The sequence below is a fragment of the Agrobacterium sp. genome, from assembly GCF_059499945.1.
In genome coordinates this window covers 273224-291374 of the sequence record NZ_JCABZP010000014.1, presented here as the reverse complement: position 1 = coordinate 291374, position 18151 = coordinate 273224, and the positions used below count along the sequence as shown (strand labels likewise).

At 60.5% G+C, this 18151-nt stretch carries 16 protein-coding genes; all 16 read right to left on the bottom strand.

Features of this window, described 5'->3' with window-relative positions; translation table 11 throughout:
* Window positions 1–170: 170 nt before the first annotated feature.
* On the bottom strand, window positions 171–1310 hold the full coding sequence (locus AC5I5B_RS13160; RefSeq protein ID WP_020011047.1) for a hemolysin family protein: 1140 nt from the start codon (window positions 1308–1310) through the stop codon (window positions 171–173).
* A gap of 15 nt (window positions 1311–1325) precedes the next feature.
* The gene (ybeY, locus tag AC5I5B_RS13155) at window positions 1326–1832 is read right to left on the bottom strand and encodes an rRNA maturation RNase YbeY (protein ID WP_060722835.1); all 507 of its coding nucleotides are present in this window, start codon (window positions 1830–1832) and stop codon (window positions 1326–1328) included.
* A 10-nt stretch (window positions 1833–1842) separates the two neighbouring features.
* Window positions 1843–2898: a PhoH family protein gene (locus tag AC5I5B_RS13150; RefSeq protein ID WP_003503744.1), complete on the bottom strand. Its 1056-nt coding sequence runs from the start codon at window positions 2896–2898 to the stop codon at window positions 1843–1845.
* Between the two features lie 40 nt (window positions 2899–2938).
* Window positions 2939–4342: a tRNA (N6-isopentenyl adenosine(37)-C2)-methylthiotransferase MiaB gene (gene miaB / locus AC5I5B_RS13145; RefSeq protein ID WP_003503745.1), complete on the bottom strand. Its 1404-nt coding sequence runs from the start codon at window positions 4340–4342 to the stop codon at window positions 2939–2941.
* A 62-nt stretch (window positions 4343–4404) separates the two neighbouring features.
* The gene (gene olsA, locus AC5I5B_RS13140; protein ID WP_111833747.1) at window positions 4405–5202 is read right to left on the bottom strand and encodes a lyso-ornithine lipid O-acyltransferase; all 798 of its coding nucleotides are present in this window, start codon (window positions 5200–5202) and stop codon (window positions 4405–4407) included.
* Between the two features lie 30 nt (window positions 5203–5232).
* Window positions 5233–5661 (bottom strand): Fur family transcriptional regulator, encoded by a 429-nt coding sequence (locus tag AC5I5B_RS13135; RefSeq protein WP_003503749.1) that lies wholly within the window; start codon window positions 5659–5661, stop codon window positions 5233–5235.
* Window positions 5662–5725: 64 nt separating this feature from the next.
* The gene (locus tag AC5I5B_RS13130; protein ID WP_003503751.1) at window positions 5726–6220 is read right to left on the bottom strand and encodes a GNAT family N-acetyltransferase; all 495 of its coding nucleotides are present in this window, start codon (window positions 6218–6220) and stop codon (window positions 5726–5728) included.
* A 68-nt stretch (window positions 6221–6288) separates the two neighbouring features.
* Window positions 6289–6957 (bottom strand): tRNA (adenosine(37)-N6)-threonylcarbamoyltransferase complex dimerization subunit type 1 TsaB, encoded by a 669-nt coding sequence (gene tsaB, locus AC5I5B_RS13125; protein WP_111781353.1) that lies wholly within the window; start codon window positions 6955–6957, stop codon window positions 6289–6291.
* A gap of 17 nt (window positions 6958–6974) precedes the next feature.
* Complete coding sequence (locus AC5I5B_RS13120) at window positions 6975–7538, bottom strand: NifU family protein (protein ID WP_003503755.1); 564 nt, start codon at window positions 7536–7538, stop codon at window positions 6975–6977.
* 145 nt (window positions 7539–7683) lie between these two features.
* Complete coding sequence (locus AC5I5B_RS13115) at window positions 7684–8175, bottom strand: universal stress protein (RefSeq protein ID WP_003503758.1); 492 nt, start codon at window positions 8173–8175, stop codon at window positions 7684–7686.
* 114 nt (window positions 8176–8289) lie between these two features.
* Window positions 8290–9354, bottom strand: coding sequence for a tryptophan--tRNA ligase (gene trpS, locus AC5I5B_RS13110; RefSeq protein WP_099085711.1), 1065 nt, complete (start codon window positions 9352–9354; stop codon window positions 8290–8292).
* A 103-nt stretch (window positions 9355–9457) separates the two neighbouring features.
* Window positions 9458–9862 carry a VOC family protein gene (locus AC5I5B_RS13105; protein ID WP_111833748.1) on the bottom strand — a complete coding sequence of 135 codons (405 nt, stop codon included), beginning with the start codon at window positions 9860–9862 and terminating at the stop codon, window positions 9458–9460.
* Window positions 9862–11451, bottom strand: coding sequence for a murein biosynthesis integral membrane protein MurJ (gene murJ / locus AC5I5B_RS13100; protein WP_111833749.1), 1590 nt, complete (start codon window positions 11449–11451; stop codon window positions 9862–9864). The genes AC5I5B_RS13105 and murJ overlap by 1 nt, the downstream gene beginning before the upstream one ends.
* Before the next feature lie 7 nt (window positions 11452–11458).
* Window positions 11459–14287, bottom strand: a complete 2829-nt coding sequence (locus tag AC5I5B_RS13095) for a [protein-PII] uridylyltransferase (protein WP_111833750.1) — start codon at window positions 14285–14287, stop codon at window positions 11459–11461.
* 96 nt (window positions 14288–14383) lie between these two features.
* Entirely contained in the window at window positions 14384–17035 is a 2652-nt protein-coding gene (mutS, locus tag AC5I5B_RS13090; RefSeq protein WP_111833751.1) for a DNA mismatch repair protein MutS, read from the bottom strand.
* 191 nt (window positions 17036–17226) lie between these two features.
* A complete protein-coding gene (gene olsB / locus AC5I5B_RS13085) occupies window positions 17227–18108 on the bottom strand; it encodes a l-ornithine N(alpha)-acyltransferase (protein ID WP_003503769.1) in 882 nt (293 codons plus the stop codon).
* Window positions 18109–18151 lie beyond the last annotated feature (43 nt).

Genomic DNA, 18151 nt, shown 5'->3' with positions numbered 1-18151 from the left:
GCGTGTGGAAAAGCCCGCAGCCACGGAATTTCCCCTCAGACTCGACGTAAAGGAAAAAAGATTCGCAGTCCACAGGAGGGATGGCAGCCAGAGCGCCGTGCGGCCTTTTGGCCGCTCCGACCTGTCAAATTGCTGCGTGGCGGAGGTGACGGGGCATCCCGTCACCTTTCCTAATCGGCGTTCTGCTGGTGCGTGATGAGGCGAACATCCGGCGCGGGCAGCGCAATGACCCCGTTGGCTTCGCCCGGAGCGCGGTCATCCTCACCTTCGGAGCCATGATCCCGGGCGATACGAACGCCCTTGATGCGCCGGCTATCCGCATCGAGAATCTGGAACTCGAAACCGGGCACTGCCCGAACCACCTCGCCCTTGGCCGGAATGCGGCCGAGTGCAAAGAAGATGAGGCCGCCAAGCGTGTCGATTTCTTCGAGATGTTCGCGCACGTCGAATTCCGGCCCGATCACCTCGGCAAGTTCGGTGAGTTCCGCACGAGCATCGGCAACAAGCACATCGGCGGAAAGGCGCGAGAACATCGCCTCGTCCTTGTCGTGCTCGTCATCGATATCGCCTACGACCATCTCAACGATATCCTCGTGGCTGACGAGGCCGTCCGTGCCGCCATATTCGTCGATAACAAGTGCAAGCTGTGTTCTCTGCGCCTGCATCGTCTTCAAGAGATCGGAAGCGAGCATCGAGGGCGGTGCGAATAGAATTTTGCGCACCAGCCCGGCATCGGCGACCGTCTGCTCAAGATCCACCCGAGCCAGATCGAAATTCGGCCGCGGTGAGCGCGGCGCCTTCACCTCGCCATAAGCGACGCTTCGCGATCCGGCGCGGCGCTTGTTGCGGGCCTGCTTGGCGACATAGGCCAGCAGATCGCGAATGTGGATCATACCCTTCGGGTTATCCAACGTCTCATCGTAGACCGGCATGCGGGAGCGCCCGGTTTCCTCGAAGAGGATCAGCGCGTCGCCGATCGTCATGTTCTGGTCGAGACCATCGATATCGACCCGCGGGATCATAATATCTTCGACCCTGATCTCACGGAAACGGAGGATATTGTTCAGCATCGCCCGTTCTTCAGGCGAAAAGGCCGCACCGATTTCGGTGTCGTCCATCAGTGCATCGGTCAGATCCTCGCGCAGGCGTTCACCCTGGGATGGTTTCAGCAACCGTGCGATGCGTGACCAGATGGTCGATTTCGGCTTGGCATTGTAGTCGTGACGTAAGTGACTACTGCCCTCCTCCGAAGAGGACTGCTCGCCGTTTTCTCTGCCCTCATTGGCAGGTCGTGCAGAATGTTCGTTCATGGCTCCAGACAATATTTAAAGCGGTTCCTGACCCGCGTAGGGATCAGATAGGCCAAGCACCGCCAAAATGCGAGTCTCAAGCGACTCCATTTCTTCCGCTTCTTCCTCGTCCATGTGGTCATAACCGAACAAATGGAGGAACCCGTGGACGAGAAGATGGGTCAGATGATCCTCGAAACTCTTCTCAAGTTCAAGAGCCTCGCGTTCAACCGTCTCGCGCGCGATAACGATATCGCCCAGCATCGGGCCCGGCATTCCGCCCGGTTCCAGCGGAAAAGCGGGGAAAGACAAGACATTGGTCGCCTTATCCTTGTCGCGCCACTCGGCGTTGATTTCCCGGATATTTTCATCGTCGGTGAAGACCAGCGAAAGTTCCACGGGCGTTTTCGGGAAGGGTTGCTCCTCTTCCCTCTTCAAAAACTCAACCGCCGCATCCAGCACTTTGGTTGCAAAGGCAAGCAGGTCCTCTTCCGAGGACCAGCCTTCGGCCTCGACGCTGATTTGAATATCCAGAGCTGTCATTGTCTTTGCGTCAGTCGCCCTTCACGAGGCTTTCGTCCGGCACGGCCGTGTGGGATTCGTAAGCCCGGACGATGCGCGCCACCATCGGATGACGCACGACGTCGACATCCTTGAAGCGGACGACGGACACGCCTTCGACATCGGTGAGGATTTGCAGGGCCTCGACAAGACCGGATTTTACGCCGCGCGGCAAATCCACCTGGCTCGGGTCACCAGTCACGATCATGCGGCCGTTTTCGCCAAGACGGGTCAAGAACATCTTCATCTGCATCGTCGTGGTGTTTTGGGCTTCGTCCAGAATGACGGCGGCGTTGGCGAGCGTGCGTCCGCGCATGAAGGCCAGCGGCGCGATTTCAATGACACCCGCCTGAATGGCGCGCTCCACCTTGTCACCCGGCATCATGTCATAAAGCGCGTCATAAAGCGGGCGCAGATACGGATCGACCTTTTCCTTCATGTCGCCGGGCAGGAAGCCCAGACGCTCGCCTGCCTCGACGGCGGGGCGTGAGAGGATGATGCGGTCGACCGCGCCACGCTCCAGAAGCTGGGCCGCATGCGCCACTGCCAGATAGGTCTTGCCGGTGCCGGCGGGACCGACGCCGAAAACCAGCTCGGACTGTTCCAGCGCCCGCATATAGACATCCTGCGTCGGGGTGCGGGCAGCAATTGTCTTCTTGCGGGTGGAAATCTGCGCCATGGAAATCTTCGCCTTGCGCTCCATGGTCGGCAAGGTCAGCTGGTCGTCCGCGGCCATGGCCATGCGGATCGCGCCTTCCACGTCGGAAACCTCGGCGGTGCCGCCCTTGAGCAGGCGCTCGTAAAGGAAATCCAGCGCCCGGCGGGCCTGGTTGGTAGCAACCATATCGCCGGTGATGGCAACGGAATTGCCGCGCGGGCGGGCGTCGATATTGAGGCGCTGCTCCAGGAGCTTCAGGTTCTGATCGAACTGACCGAATAGCTCTCCCGCTATCCTGTTATTCTCGAACGTGAGGACGAAGTGATTGGCGTCGGTCGCGGCTTGGCGTGGCTGGCGCGATGAATTTGATACCAATTCGTGTGCGTTCAAGCGGTCAGGCTCCTGTCCCAATCAGTGTCGGCTCCCCACTCTAACTCCCTGCCACCTCGGCAAACAAGCTGTTTGGACCCGTTGCGGTGATTCGTACATTAACAATGTCACCGATTTTCAACGTCTTTGCATCAAGATTCACGGATTGCAGCCAAGGAGAGCGACCTATCAACTGCTCATGCATGCGGCCGGGCTTTTCCAGCAGCACATCCATGGTTTTTCCGACCAGCGATTCCGCAAATTCCTTCTGCTGCCGCAGCAACAGCGCCTGCAATCTCTCCAGCCGCTCAGCCTTCACGTCTTCCGCAACCTGATCCGTGAGATCGGCACCCGGCGTGCCGGGACGGGTGGAATATTTGAACGAAAAGGCCTGCGCGTATTTTACCGTCTCGACCATCGCCATCGTATCTTCGAAATCGCGATCCGTCTCACCGGGGAAACCGACAATAAAGTCCCCCGACATGGCAATATCAGGGCGGGCGGCGCGGATTTTTTCGATAAGCTGGATATATTCCTCACCCGTATGGCGGCGGTTCATCGCTTTCAGAATGCGGTCTGAACCGGACTGCACCGGCAGGTGCAGATAGGGCATGAGGATACGCAGATCGCGATGCGCGCCGATCAGGCGGTCATCCATGTCGCGCGGATGGCTGGTGGTATAGCGAAGCCGCGCAAGCCCGGGAATTTCCGCCAGCCGATACAGCAATTCGGCAAGGCCCCATTTCTCGCCCTTCGGGCCTTCGCCCTGCCAGGCATTCACGTTCTGGCCGAGCAGTGTGATTTCGCGCACGCCGGCATCGACGAGCTTCATCGCTTCATCGACGATCTGGCGCACGGGGCGCGAGACTTCCGAACCGCGCGTATAGGGCACGACACAGAAGGTGCAGAACTTGTCGCAGCCTTCCTGCACCGTCAGAAACGCCGTGACACCGCGCGTGCGCAGCGTCGCCTTTTCGGCGACCGGAAGATGCTCGAACTTGTCTTCGACGGCGTATTCGGTTTCGATGACGCGCTCGCCGCCGCGTACGCGCTTCAGCGCATCCGGCAGGCGATGATAGGTCTGCGGGCCGATGACGACATCGACGGCAGGCGCACGGCGCAGGATTTCCTCGCCTTCCGCCTGTGCCACGCAACCGGCAACGCCGATCATGAATTCGCGGCCCTGCTCTTCGCGGGATTTTTTCATGTCACGCAGGCGGCCGAGCGCCGAATAGACCTTTTCAGCCGCCTTTTCGCGGATATGACAGGTGTTCAGTAGAACCAGATCCGCCTCGCCCATATCCTCCGTCTGAACGTAACCATCCTTCGCAAGCGCATCGCTCATGCGGACGGAATCGTAGACATTCATCTGACAGCCATAGGTCTTGATGAAAACCTTACGGTTGTTCGAGCCCTCGGGGGCGATCATGGGTGTGGCGTCAAGGCCAAGCGTTTCCTGGGTCATGGCGGCTATCTAGTGTTTTTCCCGGCCAGATTAAACAGAAAAATGCCGGAAAAGCTACGATCTCACGAATTCCGCCAGCCGCCGCGCAGGCTGAAGGCCAGCATGGAGCGGATAGCGGCGGCAACATCGGTCGCCAGTCGCTTGCGGTTGTCAGTGCTGTGGAACGGTACGCTGTCACCGAACGTCACGTCGACATCGATGGCGCCGGCCCTGATGATACCGAGCAGATGCGGCACGAGCGTGATGCTGCCCGGCCAGGCGGCAATGACGCGGTGGTAACGCCCCATGGCCATGCCCTGCACCCGCGTATAGGCGATGGCGACCGGCTGCACATAAACGAGCTTGCCCGGAACCTGTTCAGCCGCAGTGGAAGCCGCACCGAACAGCGAGGATTTGACGGCGAGCATGCGGTTGCCATCCGAGGTGGTGCCTTCGGGGAACAGGACGACAATCTCGCCATCGGCCATGCGGCTGGCGATCTCGCTCACCTGCGCGCCGGTGCTGCGCTTCTGCTCGCGCTGCACGAAGATGCTTTTCTGCAGACGGGCTAGCCAGCCGAAGACCGGCCAGTCGCGCACCTCCGTCTTGGCGATGAACACCACGTCGGCAATGCTGCCCAAAACGAGGATGTCCTTCCACGAGGCGTGATTGACCGCCAGCATCAGCGGTTTTGCCCGCTCCACATCCCCATGGACATGCACGCGAATGCCGAGAACATGGCAGGCGATGCGGTGCCAGAGGCGCGGAATGCGGCGGCGAAGCCGCCAGTCGAAGGCAAGGCCCAGCAATTGCAGCGGCAGCAAGACGAGCGTGACGATCAGGAGAACGATCGCAATATAGGCTGTCCGCAGCCACATCATGATGGGAACGCCCGCTTGCTCACCGGCGTCTCAGTGTTCGCCGGGCTTCAATGGCACGCCGTAAAGTTCCAGCCGGTGATCCACGAGCTTGAAGCCGTGTTCGCGGGCGATCTTTTCCTGCAGGGCCTCGATCTCGGCCGAATGAAATTCGATGACCACGCCGTTCTTCAGGTCGATCAGATGATCGTGATGCTCTTCGGGCACGGTCTCATAACGCGAGCGGCCATCGCGAAAATCGTGACGCTCGATGATGCCGGCATCCTCGAACAGCTTCACCGTTCTATAAACGGTGGAAATCGAGATGCGCGGATCCACGGCGGAGGAACGGCGGTAAAGCTCCTCGACATCGGGGTGGTCCGCAGATTCCTGAAGGACACGGGCGATGACGCGGCGTTGGTCGGTCATCCGCATGCCGCGCTCGGCACAAAGCTCCTCCAGCGTTTTCGAAAGGTCTGTCACGTCTTCTGGCCTTTTGAGAATTCCGGTTTGCGGCTTTCGCCGAAAAAATGCCTGTCGCAGGGAACTAGCGAAGATCGCGACGCATGACAAGCGCCGTCGACTTCGTTCCATCCTTGGCGGTGTAATAGGCCTTGCGTTCCGCGACGGTTTTGAAGCCGAGCTTCCTGTAGAGCCCGAGAGCGGAAACATTCTTATTGTCCACCTCGAGAAACATGGTTTCAGCGCCACGCATCATCGCCTCGCGGATCGCCGACTGCATCAGGCGCCAGCCGAGACCCGCGCGTGCGAACTTGTCGGCCACCGCAACGGTGAGGATTTCCGCCTCGCCCGCCACTTCCCGCGCCAGCACGAAACCGCCAAGCGGCTTGCTGAAAAATGCGTTGGTCTGGCGTGCGACGGCGCCGAAAACCGACCCTTGCGTCAATAGTCCGGAGAACTCCCCGTCGTTCCACGGGCGCGGGAAGCGCAAGGCATGCAAATCCGACACCGCGGCGCAATCCTCATGCTGCATCGGCACGATCTCGAAATAGGGTTTCCAGGTCAGATAATCGTCAAACATCACAAAAATCAGGCATCACAAAAATCGGGCATCACGGGAATCAACGGCATGCATCAAGGCTTGCCCTATCAGGCAACGCCCTGACGTGCCAGCGCAAAACCAGTCTGTGGCCGGGCGTCCGGCCCGCGCAGATAAAGCGGCGCGGGTTTCGGCTGGCCCGCCGGCTTGCGCGCGGCCGCACGCGCCACCGAGGCGATCGGGAAATGATCCGGCCCGGAACCGATCTCCGCACCCGCGAAAAGGGGTGCAGCGGAACCGATGACGGCGCCATCGAAACTGTCGATGACCATCCTGGCGTCTTCAAGCGACAGGAGGCCGGCATCGCGAAGCGGCGATCCGTCAGCCGAAAATGTCTGGAGATAGGTTTCGCCGCGCTTGGCATCCAGCCCGACAGCCACGGGCCGGTCGGGGTTTTCCAGCAGGTGATGCAGGGCAAGCGTCTCAAGCGTGGTCACGCCCATTGCTTCAATGCCGAGCGACAGGGCAAAACCACGCGCAGCAGCAACACCGACACGGATACCGGTGAAAGACCCCGGCCCGATCGTCACGGCAATGCGTTCGACATTCTGGAGCGACAGTTGCGCCTGCTCCAGAGCCCCATCGATCACGGCCATCAGCCTTTCGGCATGGCCCTTGCCGATCGTTTCGCAGACCTCTCCGAGCACCCTGTCTGAGGTGCTGTCATAGATGCAGGCGGAACAATCCACACCTGAGGTGTCGAGTGCGAGAACAATCATGACCTGGCTTTACAGCATTATACCGCTTCGACTTCGCGCACTTCCGGCACGAAATGGCGAAGTAGGTTCTGAACGCCATGCTTCAGCGTGGCGGTGGAGGACGGGCAGCCCGAGCAGGCGCCCTTCATGTTCAGGAACACCGTCCCGTCGCGGAAACCACGGAAGGTGATGTCGCCGCCATCCTGCGCCACGGCGGGGCGAACGCGGGTATCCAGCAGTTCCTTGATGGTCGCGACGATGGTTTCGTCACCCTCTTCGAAGAACTCGCCTTCTTCATCCGATACTTCGGCCGCAATAGCCGTACCCATGATCGGGCGGCCAGACATGAAGTGCTCCATGATCGCGCCCAGAATGGCCGGCTTCAGGTGCTGCCATTCCGCGCCGTCCTTGGTGACGGTGATGAAATCGAAACCGAAATAAACGCCGGTAACCCCCGGAATGGTGAAGAGACGCTCCGCCAGCGGCGAAGCCTGCGCCTGCGAAGGATTGAGAAACTCCACCGTCCCGCTTTCCAGCACCACCTTGCCCGGCAGGAACTTCAGCGTGGTGGGGTTCGGCGTGGCTTCCGTCTGAATGAACATCGTCTTCTCCTTCGAGGTCGCCGTTCACGCCCCGTAATTTAGAATTCTTCCAAAAAATACGCCCGGCGAAGCTTCACTTCAAGCCCTGACATGATAATTACATTCAAGAAATCGTCAGCCCCTAAATCTTGCCTGAGCCCCGGGGTCAGCAGAGTGCGTCGATTTCCTCGTCCGATAACGTATCCGGCAGCACGGTGACGGGGATCGGGAAGGCTGCCCCTCGCCCGGCAATGGAGGAAACGAGCGGTCCCGGCCCTTCTTTAGTCGATCCCGCCGCCAGAACGAGAATCGCGATATCGCGGTCTTCCTCGATCAGCCCGTGGATCTGCTCGGTGGCGCTGCCTTCGCGAATGACAGCTTCGGGCTCGATGCCGATGGTCTCACGAACCTTCTGGGCGATCTTGGCGAGTGTGGCTTCCGCCTCCTCCCGCGCTTCCGCCCGCATGATCTGCTCGACACCAAGCCATTGCTGGAAGTCGCCTTCGGGGATCATGTAGAGCAGCACAAGCCCGCCATTGGAATTCTTGGCGCGACGACCGGCATAGTGCACGGCCCTTTCGCATTCCGGTGTGTCATCGATAACAGCGAGAAACTTGCGACGATGCCCTTCCAGACGCGACAGCCGTTTTGAAACCATTCTGCACTCCCTAGGTCCGCCGTGATCCGAGAAACCGCCCGACGGTTCGGGCGGAGATTATATCAAATCACGGCAGGCGCAAACCGCCCACCGCATCCGCGCGGCAGCGACCTGTCAGCGCAGGAAGCCGATGATATCGCGCACCTCGTTCATCGTCTTTTCGGCGATGGCACGCGCCCGCTCGCCGCCTTGGCTGAGGATGGCGTCGATATGGGTCGGGTCATCGAGAAGACGGCGCATCTCATTATTGACCGGCGCCAGGACATTGACGGCAAGCTCGACGAGGGCCGGCTTGAAGGCCGAGAACTGCTGTCCGCCGAATTCGGCAAGAACATCGGCCTTGGTCCTGTCGGACAGGGCGGCATAGATGCCGACGAGGTTTTCGGCTTCGGCACGGCCTTTCAGGCCTTCCACTTCGCTCGGCAGCGCGTCCGGATCGGTCTTTGCCTTCCTGATCTTCTTCGAAATCGCATCGACATCATCCATGAGGTTAATGCGCGACAGATCGGAGGGATCGGACTTCGACATCTTCTTGGTGCCGTCCTTCAACGACATCACACGCGGTGCCGGACCGCCGATCAGCGGTTCCACCATCGGGAAATAGGCGTGCACCGGCTCATCGCCGACCGTGATATCGAGCCCAAGCCCCGCCTTGCGGATATGATCGCTGAAATCGATGTTGAATTTCTGGGCGATGTCGCGTGCGAGTTCCAGATGCTGCTTCTGGTCGTCGCCGACCGGAACATGGGTGGCGCGATAGACGAGAATGTCGGCGGCCATCAGGCTCGGATAGGCGAGCAGACCGAGCGAGACCTGCTCGGCATTCTTGCCGGACTTGTCCTTGAACTGCGTCATACGCTCCATCCAGCCGATGCGCGCCACGCAGTTGAACACCCATGCCAGTTCCGCATGTTGCGGCACGGCCGACTGGTTGAAGACGATGTGCTTCACGGGGTCGATACCGGCTGCGATGAAGGCGGCCGCAATCGAGCGGGTCTGCGCCTTCAGGTCGGCGTGAACGAGCTGGGCGGTGATGGCATGCATGTCGACGACGCAATAGATGCAGTCGTTATCTTCCTGCAGCGCCACGAATTTGCGGATCGCGCCGAGATAGTTGCCGAGATGCAGATTGCCGGTCGGCTGGACGCCCGAGAAAACCAGCGGCTTGAATGCGTTCATTGTCGTCCTCGAAAAGGCTTGTGGAGGGCCCCGCCCCATGGTTGGAATTGCACGCGCGCTTATGCACCCGCAGCCCCCCGCAATCAAGCGGTTTCAGGGCTTGTCAGCCGCGCGGTTCCAGAAGATCCCAACGATTTCCGTAAGGGTCAACAAAGACCGCAACGGAGCCGTAAACCTCATGGCGCGGCTCCTCCAGAAAGCCCACACCGCGGGCAAGCATGGTCTCGTAATCGCGCTGGAAATTGTCGGTATGCAGGAAAAACCCGACACGCCCGCCCGTCTGGTTGCCAATGGCAAGCCTTTGCTGCTCGCCATCCGCCTCGGCAAGCAGCAGGGCGCCGCCCTCGGTCCCTTGCGGCTTCACCACCAGCCACCGTTTGCCGTCGCCAAGCGGCTGATCGGAAAGGCATTCGAACCCGAGAACGTCGCAATAAAACACCTTCGCCCGGTCGTAGTCATCCACGACAAGCGTGACGAGCGCGATGCGGCGGTTTTCAGCAAAGGACATCAGCCCGCCTCCGTCTCGACGTTCTTTTTGCCGCGCTTGCGAATGGCTCTCTTCACCATGCCGATATCGGCCCCACCCGAAACGAAAGCCAGCACGAAATAAACCAGCATGGCCGCGAAGACGAGAGCCATGATGGTGCCAGCCCGGATGAAAATGGACGAGGCGGAAGACAGCTCGAATGTCAGCCAGGTCAGCGCATAGTGCACGAAACCGGCCATCAGGGCCGCGGCCAGCAGCAAACGCGGAATGCGGGTCAGCAGTGGAATATCCACATGCCAGTGACCGCGCCACAACAACATGCCGAACAGCAGAGCGGCATTGAGCCAGCCGGCAGTGATTTCGGCAATGGCGATGCCGGGACCGCCAAGGCGCGGGAAGAGCGTCAGCGCCAGCGAGACATTCACGACAACGGAAATCGCCGCGAAGATCATCGGCGTGCGGGTATCCTCACGAGCGAAGAAACCGGGAATAAAGGCCTTGATCAGAACGAAAGCTGGCAGGCCCAGACCGTAAATGCCGAGGATTTGCGCAACGGTGATGGTGGCCGAGGGCGAGAAATTGCCGCGCTCGTAAAGAAAACGCACGATGGGCTCCGCCATGACGAGAAGGGCCGCGGCGGCGGGCAATGTCAGAAACAGCACGAATTCCACCGAGCGGTTCTGCAGGCTTCCCGCTTCGACCATATGGCCGCCGCGCAAAGCCCGTGCCAGTTCAGGCAAGAGCACGGTGGCCACCGCGATGCCGACGACGCCGAGCGGCAGCTGGTAAATCCGGTCCGCATAGGCAAGCGAGGAGATCACCCCTTCACCAGCAGAAGCGATATTGGTGTTGATCAGCAGATTGATCTGGGTAATGCCGCCGGTGATCGCGGCGGGCAGGGCAAGAACCAGAAGCCGCTGCACATTTTTGGTCATCCGCGGCCTGCGGAAGCCTATGCGCATGCCGGCATTGCGCACGGCGATCCAGACGATGGCAAGTTGCACCACCCCTGCCACCATAACACCCCAGGACAGGGCGTAACCCACCTGCAGAGGATCGTAATTCTTCCACCACGCCAGAGCGAGAACGCCGATGAGGATGATGTTGAGGAACACAGGCGCGATCGCGGCCGCAAAATAGCGGTGCAGCGAGTTCAGCATGCCGCCCATCATCGCCGCCAGAGACATGCAGGCGAGATAGGGGAACATGATGGTCGCGAGCCGGACGGTGTTGTCGAATTTTACCGGATCTTCCAGGAAGCCCGGTGCAATCACGGTGCGCACGATGAACGGCATCGACAGTTCCATCAGGATCGTCAGCGCCAGGAGCACGGTGAAGAGAACACCGAAGACCTCCTCGGAAAAGCGCCTTGCGCCCTCCATGCCATTCGCCTCGATTTCCTTGGCGAAAAGCGGCACGAAGGCCGAATTGAACGCGCCTTCGGCAAAAAGTCGCCGGAAGGTGTTCGGAAAACGAAAGGCGGCGTTGAAGGCATCGGCCACGGGGCCTGTGCCGACGGCGGCGGCCATCAGGGTTTCGCGGAGGAAACCGAAGATGCGGCTGCCGAGCGTGGCGGTGCCGACGGTGGCGAACTTGCCGATCAGACTCATGGGCGCTTCAAGCCTTTGCCGTGCGCGCGGCAGGCAGGGCCGCCACGTCTGGATGGGCGATGATGCCGTTCGGCATGCGGTCACGCAATTCGTCTTCCTGTTCGCTCATCACGGCCTTCAGGCGCTGCGCAATGCTGGCCTGGCGGTTGTCGTTCGTCACCTTCTGGCCGAAGAGATCGGTCACATAAAAGGTGTCGATGACCTTTTCGCCGAAGGTGGTGATGCGGGCGGAGTGAATATCGAGCGACAGATCGGCAATGACAGCCGTCATATCAGCCAGAAGTCCCGGCCGGTCGAGGCACTCGACCTCGATGACGGTGAACTTGTTCGACAGCCCGTTGGAAATGATGACCGAGGGCGGAATGGTGAAAGCGCTTTTCTTCCTGCGGCTCTTGGTCCGCGTGGCGATCATTTCCGGAAGACGCTGCTTGCCGGAGAGAACCTCCTCGATGAGCTTGCCGACATTGTTGCCGCGCCGGGTCTCATCCTCGTCGATCGGAAATTCGCGATTGATCAGGATCGTATCCAGCGCCCGCCCGTCGGAGGTGGTGAAAATCTGCGCATCCGCGATATTGGCGCCAGCCGCCGCACAGGCACCGGTGATGATCGAAAGCAGGCGCGGATGGTCCGGCGCCAGTACGGTGATTTCCGTGATGGCATGGAAGGAATGGGTGCGCACCATGGTCGACAGCGCCTTTTCCTGCTTGTCGGCCTCGCGGATGAAGCGGGTGTGTCGCACCTGGTCTTCCAGCGCCACCGTCAGCAGATAGGGCTCGTAATGCAGCTTGGTGTATTTGCGCCGCGCCTTCTGGCCCCAGTCATCGAGAGCATCGTAAAGCGCCTGCCGGGCAATCTGCGCCCGTTCCTTGCGGGAGACTTCCGAGAAGCCGCCTGACAGAAGCAGCTCGGTCTCATAATAGAGCGAGCGCAGCAGCTGCCCCTTCCAGCCGTTCCAGACCCCTGGACCAACAGCGCGAATATCGCAGACCGTCAGGATGAGCAGCATCTTCAGCCGCTCCATGGATTGCACCTTGTCGGCGAAATCGGTGATGGTCTTGCGGTCATGCAGGTCGCGCGTCTGGGCGACCATGGACATCAGAAGATGCTGCTCGATCAGCCAGACGACCATTTCGGTCTGCTTGCCGGTCAGCCGGAAGCGCTGGCAAAGCTTGCGGGCCACGCGCGCGCCAGCAATCGAGTGATCCTCCTGCCGGCCCTTGGCGACATCGTGCAGCAGCACGGCCACATAAAGCGCCTCGCGTTCCTCCACGCTCGGCATCAGCTGGTTGGCGAGCGGGTGGGCGTCGACAGCCGTTCCCTTGTCCACTTCCGACAACACGCCGACGGAGCGGATCAGATGCTCGTCCACCGTATAGTGATGATACATGTTGAACTGCATCATCGCGACGATCTTGCCGAATTCGGGGATGAACTTGCCGAGCACGCCGGCCTCGTTCATGCGCCGCAGCGTCAGCGCCGGATCGCGTCGCGAGGTAAGGATCGACAGGAAAAGCCGGTTCGCCTCCTCGCTTTCGCGAAGCTCATCATTGATGAGCGACAGCGAGCGGGTGACGACGCGCAACGCATCCGGGTGCAGTTCGAGATTATTGATATCGGCGATGTGGAAGAGCCGGATCAGATTGACCGGGTCGTTCTTGAAGACATCAGGCTTGGCGAGCGCAATGCGCCCCCGGTCCTCGACAAATTCCACCGAGCCGGGAATCTTGCGCACACGATGGGCGAAGCGGCTGAGAACGCCGGAAAGGCCCGGCACGTCTTTCGCCTGGCGATCCTCAAGTGCTGCGCAGACAATGCGGGTCAGGTCGCCCACATCTTTCGCCACGAGGAAATAGTGCTTCATGAAACGCTCGACGGCGGAAAGGCCCGGGCGCGGCTGGTAACCCAGCGCATCGGCGATTTCGCGCTGAATGTCGAAAGAAAGGCGCTCTTCCGCCTTGCCGGTGATGAAGTGCATCTGGCAACGGACGGCCCAGAGAAAATCATCGGCCTTTTCGAACAGCCGGAGTTCCGGCCGTGACAGGACGCCAAGCTTGACCAGATCGGCCGTATCGCGGACGTGGTAATAATATTTGGCGATCCAGAACAGCGTGTGCAGGTCGCGCAACCCACCCTTGCCTTCCTTGACGTTCGGTTCCACCAGATAACGCGTATCGCCCGCCTTGCGGTGGCGCTGGTCACGCTCGGCGAGCTTGGCGGCGATGAATTCCGGGCCGGTGCCGGTGACGACTTCCGACTCGAAACGCTTTTCGAGATCATCGGTCAGGGATTTCTTGCCGCAAATCGCCCGCACTTCCAGAATGGCGGTGCGGATGGTCATGTCGGATTTGGAGAGGCGGATGCATTCATCCACCGTGCGGGTGGCGTGGCCAACCTTGAAGCCGAGATCCCAGAGGAGATAGAGCACGAACTCCACCGCCTTGTGCATGTCAGGCGTGTTCTTGGCCGGCAGCAGGAACAGGAGATCGATATCCGATCCCGGCGCCAGCGTGCCGCGGCCATAACCGCCGACTGCCGCGACCGCGATCTGTGGCGCATCCTTGGGATAGACATATTGGCAGGCGAGATCATAGAGGATTTCGATCAGCCGGTCCTGAAGCCAGGAGATGCGCCGGGCGCAATCAATGCCGCTGCCATCGGCTTTTAGCAGTTCTCTAGCCTTTCCCCGGCCTTCCATGCTGGCCTTGCGGAAAATCGGCAGCAAGTCGGACCTGATATCGGCGGTGCGTTTGCCGTCTTCCTTAAAGATGATGTCGCATTCGCGCTTCAGCGCCGATACATCGAGAATGTCGGAAAAATCCAGGTCCTTGATGGCCATCTATGCCGGTATCCATGTCCTGTGGGATAATCCCACCGCTTGCGATGGGAGTGTCCTATAGCGAGTTTTAAAGGCGATGGACAGGCAATCTATCCCTTACGCCTTGCCAAGTTCTTTCTTCAACGCATAGAGCGCGTCCAATGCCTCTCGCGGCGTCATTTCGTCGGGGTTGAAGCCCTTCAGAGCCTCCTCCACCTTCGATGGCCCGACCTTGCGACCCTCCTCGCGGCGAACCGCGATCTGGAACAGCGGCAGATCATCGATCAGCTGGCTGGCCGGGTTCTTGCGGTCGGCATCTTCGAGCTTCGTCAGCACCTCACGGGCGCGCTCCACCACCGATGCAGGCAGGCCCGCAAGCCGCGCCACCTGAATACCGTAGGAGCGATCCGCAGCACCCGGCCCGACTTCGTGCAGGAAGATGACGTCACCTTCCCACTCCTTCACCCGCATCGTGGCATTGGAAAGGCGGCCGAGCTTTTCCGACAGCACCGTCAGCTCGTGGAAATGGGTGGCGAAGAGGCCACGGCAACGATTGACCTCGTGCAGATGTTCCACCGCCGCCCAGGCGATCGAAAGTCCGTCGAAGGTCGCCGTGCCACGGCCGATCTCGTCCAGAATGACCAGCGAGCGATCCGTTGCCTGATTGAGAATGGCAGCCGTTTCCACCATTTCCACCATGAAGGTCGAGCGGCCGCGTGCCAGATCATCTGACGCGCCAACGCGGGAAAACAGCCGGTCGACAACACCGATATGGGCGGCCTCCGCCGGAACGAAGGAGCCGATCTGCGCGAGGATGGCGATCAGCGCATTCTGGCGCAGGAAGGTCGATTTACCGCCCATGTTCGGGCCGGTGAGCAGCCAGATCGCACCATTCTTGCCGCCGTTCACGGCCGACAGATCGCAATTGTTGGCGATGAACGGTCCAGCCGACTGCCGCCGTAATGCCTGCTCCACCACCGGATGACGCCCGCCCTTGATCGCGAAGGTCATGGAGGCATCAACGATCGGACGGCAATAGGCCTGTTCGGTTGCGAGATAAGCAAGGCTTGAGGCGACGTCGATAGTCGCGAGCGCGAAAGCACCGGCCTTGATCGCTTCCGCCTGCTGCACCACAGCCTCGACCATACGCCCGAAGGCTTCCAGCTCCATGGTCAGAGCCTGCGCCGCGGCATTGGCGATGCGGCTTTCGAGATCGGCAAGCTCGGTGGTGGTGAAGCGCATGGCACCCGCCATGGTCTGGCGGTGGATAAAACGCGCCTTGGCCTCATCCGTCGCCATCATCACATCTGCGTTGCCGGCCGTGACCTCGATGAAGTAGCCAAGCACATTGTTGTGCTTGATCTTGAGCGACTTGATGCCGGTCTCATCGGCATATTTCAGCTGCAGCCCGGCAATCACACGGCGCGACTGGTCGCGCAGCGCCCGCACCTCATCCAGTTCGGGATTGGCACCATCGCGCAGGAAACCGCCGTCCCGCTTCAAAAGCGGCAGGTCGTCGGCCAGCATCGAGCCAAGCATGGCTTCCAGCCCACTCGGCAGCGCTTTCAAATCCGCGAGCGCCGTCGCCAGCTCATCCGGCAACAATCCCTGATCGAGAATCGCGGCTATCCTTTCGGCCGAAGCCAGCCCCTGCCTGATGGCGCCGAGATCGCGCGGGCCGCCGCGCTCCAGCGCAAGGCGCGAAAGCGCACGCGGCATATCCGCAACCTGTTTCAGCGCATCGCGCAGGCCATCGCTGAGCGACACGTCATCAATGAGATAGGCCACCGCATCGAGGCGGGCATTGATCTTCTCCGGATCAGTCAAAGGCGACATCAGCCGCTCGGCCAGAAGCCGTGCGCCGCCGCCCGTGACAGTACGGTTAAGCGCATGCAGCAGCGATCCGTCCCTTTCTCCTGACAGCGTCTTCACCAGTTCCAGATTGGCGCGGGTGGCGGGGTCGATGAAAAGGGTGGAGGCCGCACTTTCACGCTCCGGCGCGCCAAGCGGCGGACGTTCGGCGATCTGGGTTTTTTCGACATAAGCGACGGCCGCAGCGGCAGCGGCCATTTCCACCCGCGAAAACGTGCCGAAACCATCGAGCGTCGAGACGTTGAAATAACGGGCGATGCGCCCTTCCGCAGTAGCGCTGTCGAAAAGAATCGCCGGCTGCGGCACGGCCACACGACCGAGCACATCAAACACCGGTCGCAATTCCTCGTCATGGAACAGGCTGTCGGCGACAATCAACTCCCGCGGATCAATGCGCCAGATATCGGCGAGAAGCCGGGTCAGCGTGGTTTCCGCCAGACGGAAGACGCCGGTGGAAATATCGATCCAGGCGAGTGCAAACTGCGCCTCGGCGCTGCCGCGAATACGGGCGAGCGCCATCAGATAGTTGGATTCCGTCGGCGACAGCAGTTTTTCTTCGGTCAGCGTGCCGGGGGTGACAAGCCGCACGACATCACGTTTGACCACGGATTTCGATCCGCGCTTCTTCGCCTCGGCCGGGTCTTCCACCTGTTCGCAGACGGCGACGCGATAGCCGCGCAGGATGAGCTTCTGCAGGTAGTCATCCGCCGCATGGACGGGAACGCCGCACATGGGAATATCGTGCCCCATGTGCTGGCCGCGTTTCGTCAGCGTGATGCCGAGCGAACGGGAGGCTTCGACCGCATCGTCAAAGAACAATTCGTAAAAATCGCCCATGCGGTAGAACAGCAGCGAACCGGGATTGTTCGCCTTGATCTCGATATATTGCTCCATCATCGGAGTGGCCGTCGCGCGGCTCTCTTCCGAGATCAGGGAAGCGGTTGTCAGAACGTCCGTCAATGGCCTGCCGATGTCATATCGTGTTGCGGAAAAGGAGCGCCGACACTAGCGGCAATGCCCGCCCCTGCACAACACGCACCGAACAGCTGCCCACAGGAACATCCCGAAAGGTTCCGATCAAAAACCGGTCAGCCGTTGATGCGCTCGGTCTCACCGCCATAATAGCTGATGTAGCGGCCGGCGATGGACGATACGGGCAGGACCACGAGAACGTCCGTCGTGTTGAAGGCATGGTCAACAACCGCGCCGGAGCCGAACATGGCGCCAAGACGCATATAGCCCTTGATCAGCGGCGGCATGGCGTTCAGCGCTTTGCGGGCGTTGAGCGCCTCGGCCGGCACGAGGTCCATCTCATGATAAAGCTCGGGAAGGGCGGAAGCTGCCCACTCGCCCTTGGCCACGCAATTATGATGCAGGAAGGACAAGGCAAGCGCATGGGCCTCCGGCTGCACGCCGGGGAAGGAGGCGCAACCGATCATGGCATCCATGCGGTGTTTCACGGCATAGGCCCAGTTGCCCTGCCAAAGAAGCTCGACGGTACGCTTGGTGCGATATTCCGGCAGCACACAGGAGCGGCCAAGCTCCATGAAGCGCTTGCCCGGATGGCGCGCAACGAGCCCGGCAATGTCGAACTCGCTTGCGGAATAGAAGCCGTTATTGGCGAGCGCCGTTTCCTGTCGCAGCAAACGATAGGTGCCGACGATCTGGTCTTCGCTGTCGCCTTCGATCGCCTTGTCGAGCACCAGCAGATGATCGCAGACGCTGTCCCAGGCATCGATGTCGCGCTTGCGGCGCATCGCATCTGCGGGAAGGCGCGCCTTCATTTCCTCGACGAAAACCCGGTAACGCACGGATTGCGCGGCATCGATTTCGCGTTCATTTCTGGCGAGCCGTGTTTCCAGCGTGCCTATACGACCGAAAAGACCCTCATTGTCCTGAGCTGTCTCGGGACGAGGACTAATGACAACATTGCTTTCACAAATGTCGTGATTGAGGATTTCGGCAACCATGGGGAATCGCTCCGCCACCAAAGAATTTTCCTGTCATAAATCA

Excerpts from the sequence above, each read along its gene's own strand:
- AC5I5B_RS13130 (WP_003503751.1), bottom strand. The coding sequence starts at position 6,220 with ATGTTTGACGATTATCTGACCTGGAAACCCTATTTCGAGATCGTGCCG.
- mutS (WP_111833751.1), bottom strand. The coding sequence starts at position 17,035 with ATGATGGAGCAATATATCGAGATCAAGGCGAACAATCCCGGTTCGCTG.
- AC5I5B_RS13160 (WP_020011047.1), bottom strand. The coding sequence starts at position 1,310 with ATGAACGAACATTCTGCACGACCTGCCAATGAGGGCAGAGAAAACGGC.
- olsA (WP_111833747.1), bottom strand. The coding sequence starts at position 5,202 with ATGATGTGGCTGCGGACAGCCTATATTGCGATCGTTCTCCTGATCGTC.
- AC5I5B_RS13105 (WP_111833748.1), bottom strand. The coding sequence starts at position 9,862 with ATGTCCTTTGCTGAAAACCGCCGCATCGCGCTCGTCACGCTTGTCGTG.
- ybeY (WP_060722835.1), bottom strand. The coding sequence starts at position 1,832 with ATGACAGCTCTGGATATTCAAATCAGCGTCGAGGCCGAAGGCTGGTCC.
- miaB (WP_003503745.1), bottom strand. The coding sequence starts at position 4,342 with ATGACCCAGGAAACGCTTGGCCTTGACGCCACACCCATGATCGCCCCC.
- AC5I5B_RS13120 (WP_003503755.1), bottom strand. The coding sequence starts at position 7,538 with ATGTTCATTCAGACGGAAGCCACGCCGAACCCCACCACGCTGAAGTTC.
- trpS (WP_099085711.1), bottom strand. The coding sequence starts at position 9,354 with ATGAACGCATTCAAGCCGCTGGTTTTCTCGGGCGTCCAGCCGACCGGC.
- AC5I5B_RS13095 (WP_111833750.1), bottom strand. The coding sequence starts at position 14,287 with ATGGCCATCAAGGACCTGGATTTTTCCGACATTCTCGATGTATCGGCG.
- murJ (WP_111833749.1), bottom strand. The coding sequence starts at position 11,451 with ATGAGTCTGATCGGCAAGTTCGCCACCGTCGGCACCGCCACGCTCGGC.
- AC5I5B_RS13115 (WP_003503758.1), bottom strand. The coding sequence starts at position 8,175 with ATGGTTTCAAAACGGCTGTCGCGTCTGGAAGGGCATCGTCGCAAGTTT.
- olsB (WP_003503769.1), bottom strand. The coding sequence starts at position 18,108 with ATGGTTGCCGAAATCCTCAATCACGACATTTGTGAAAGCAATGTTGTC.
- tsaB (WP_111781353.1), bottom strand. The coding sequence starts at position 6,957 with ATGATTGTTCTCGCACTCGACACCTCAGGTGTGGATTGTTCCGCCTGC.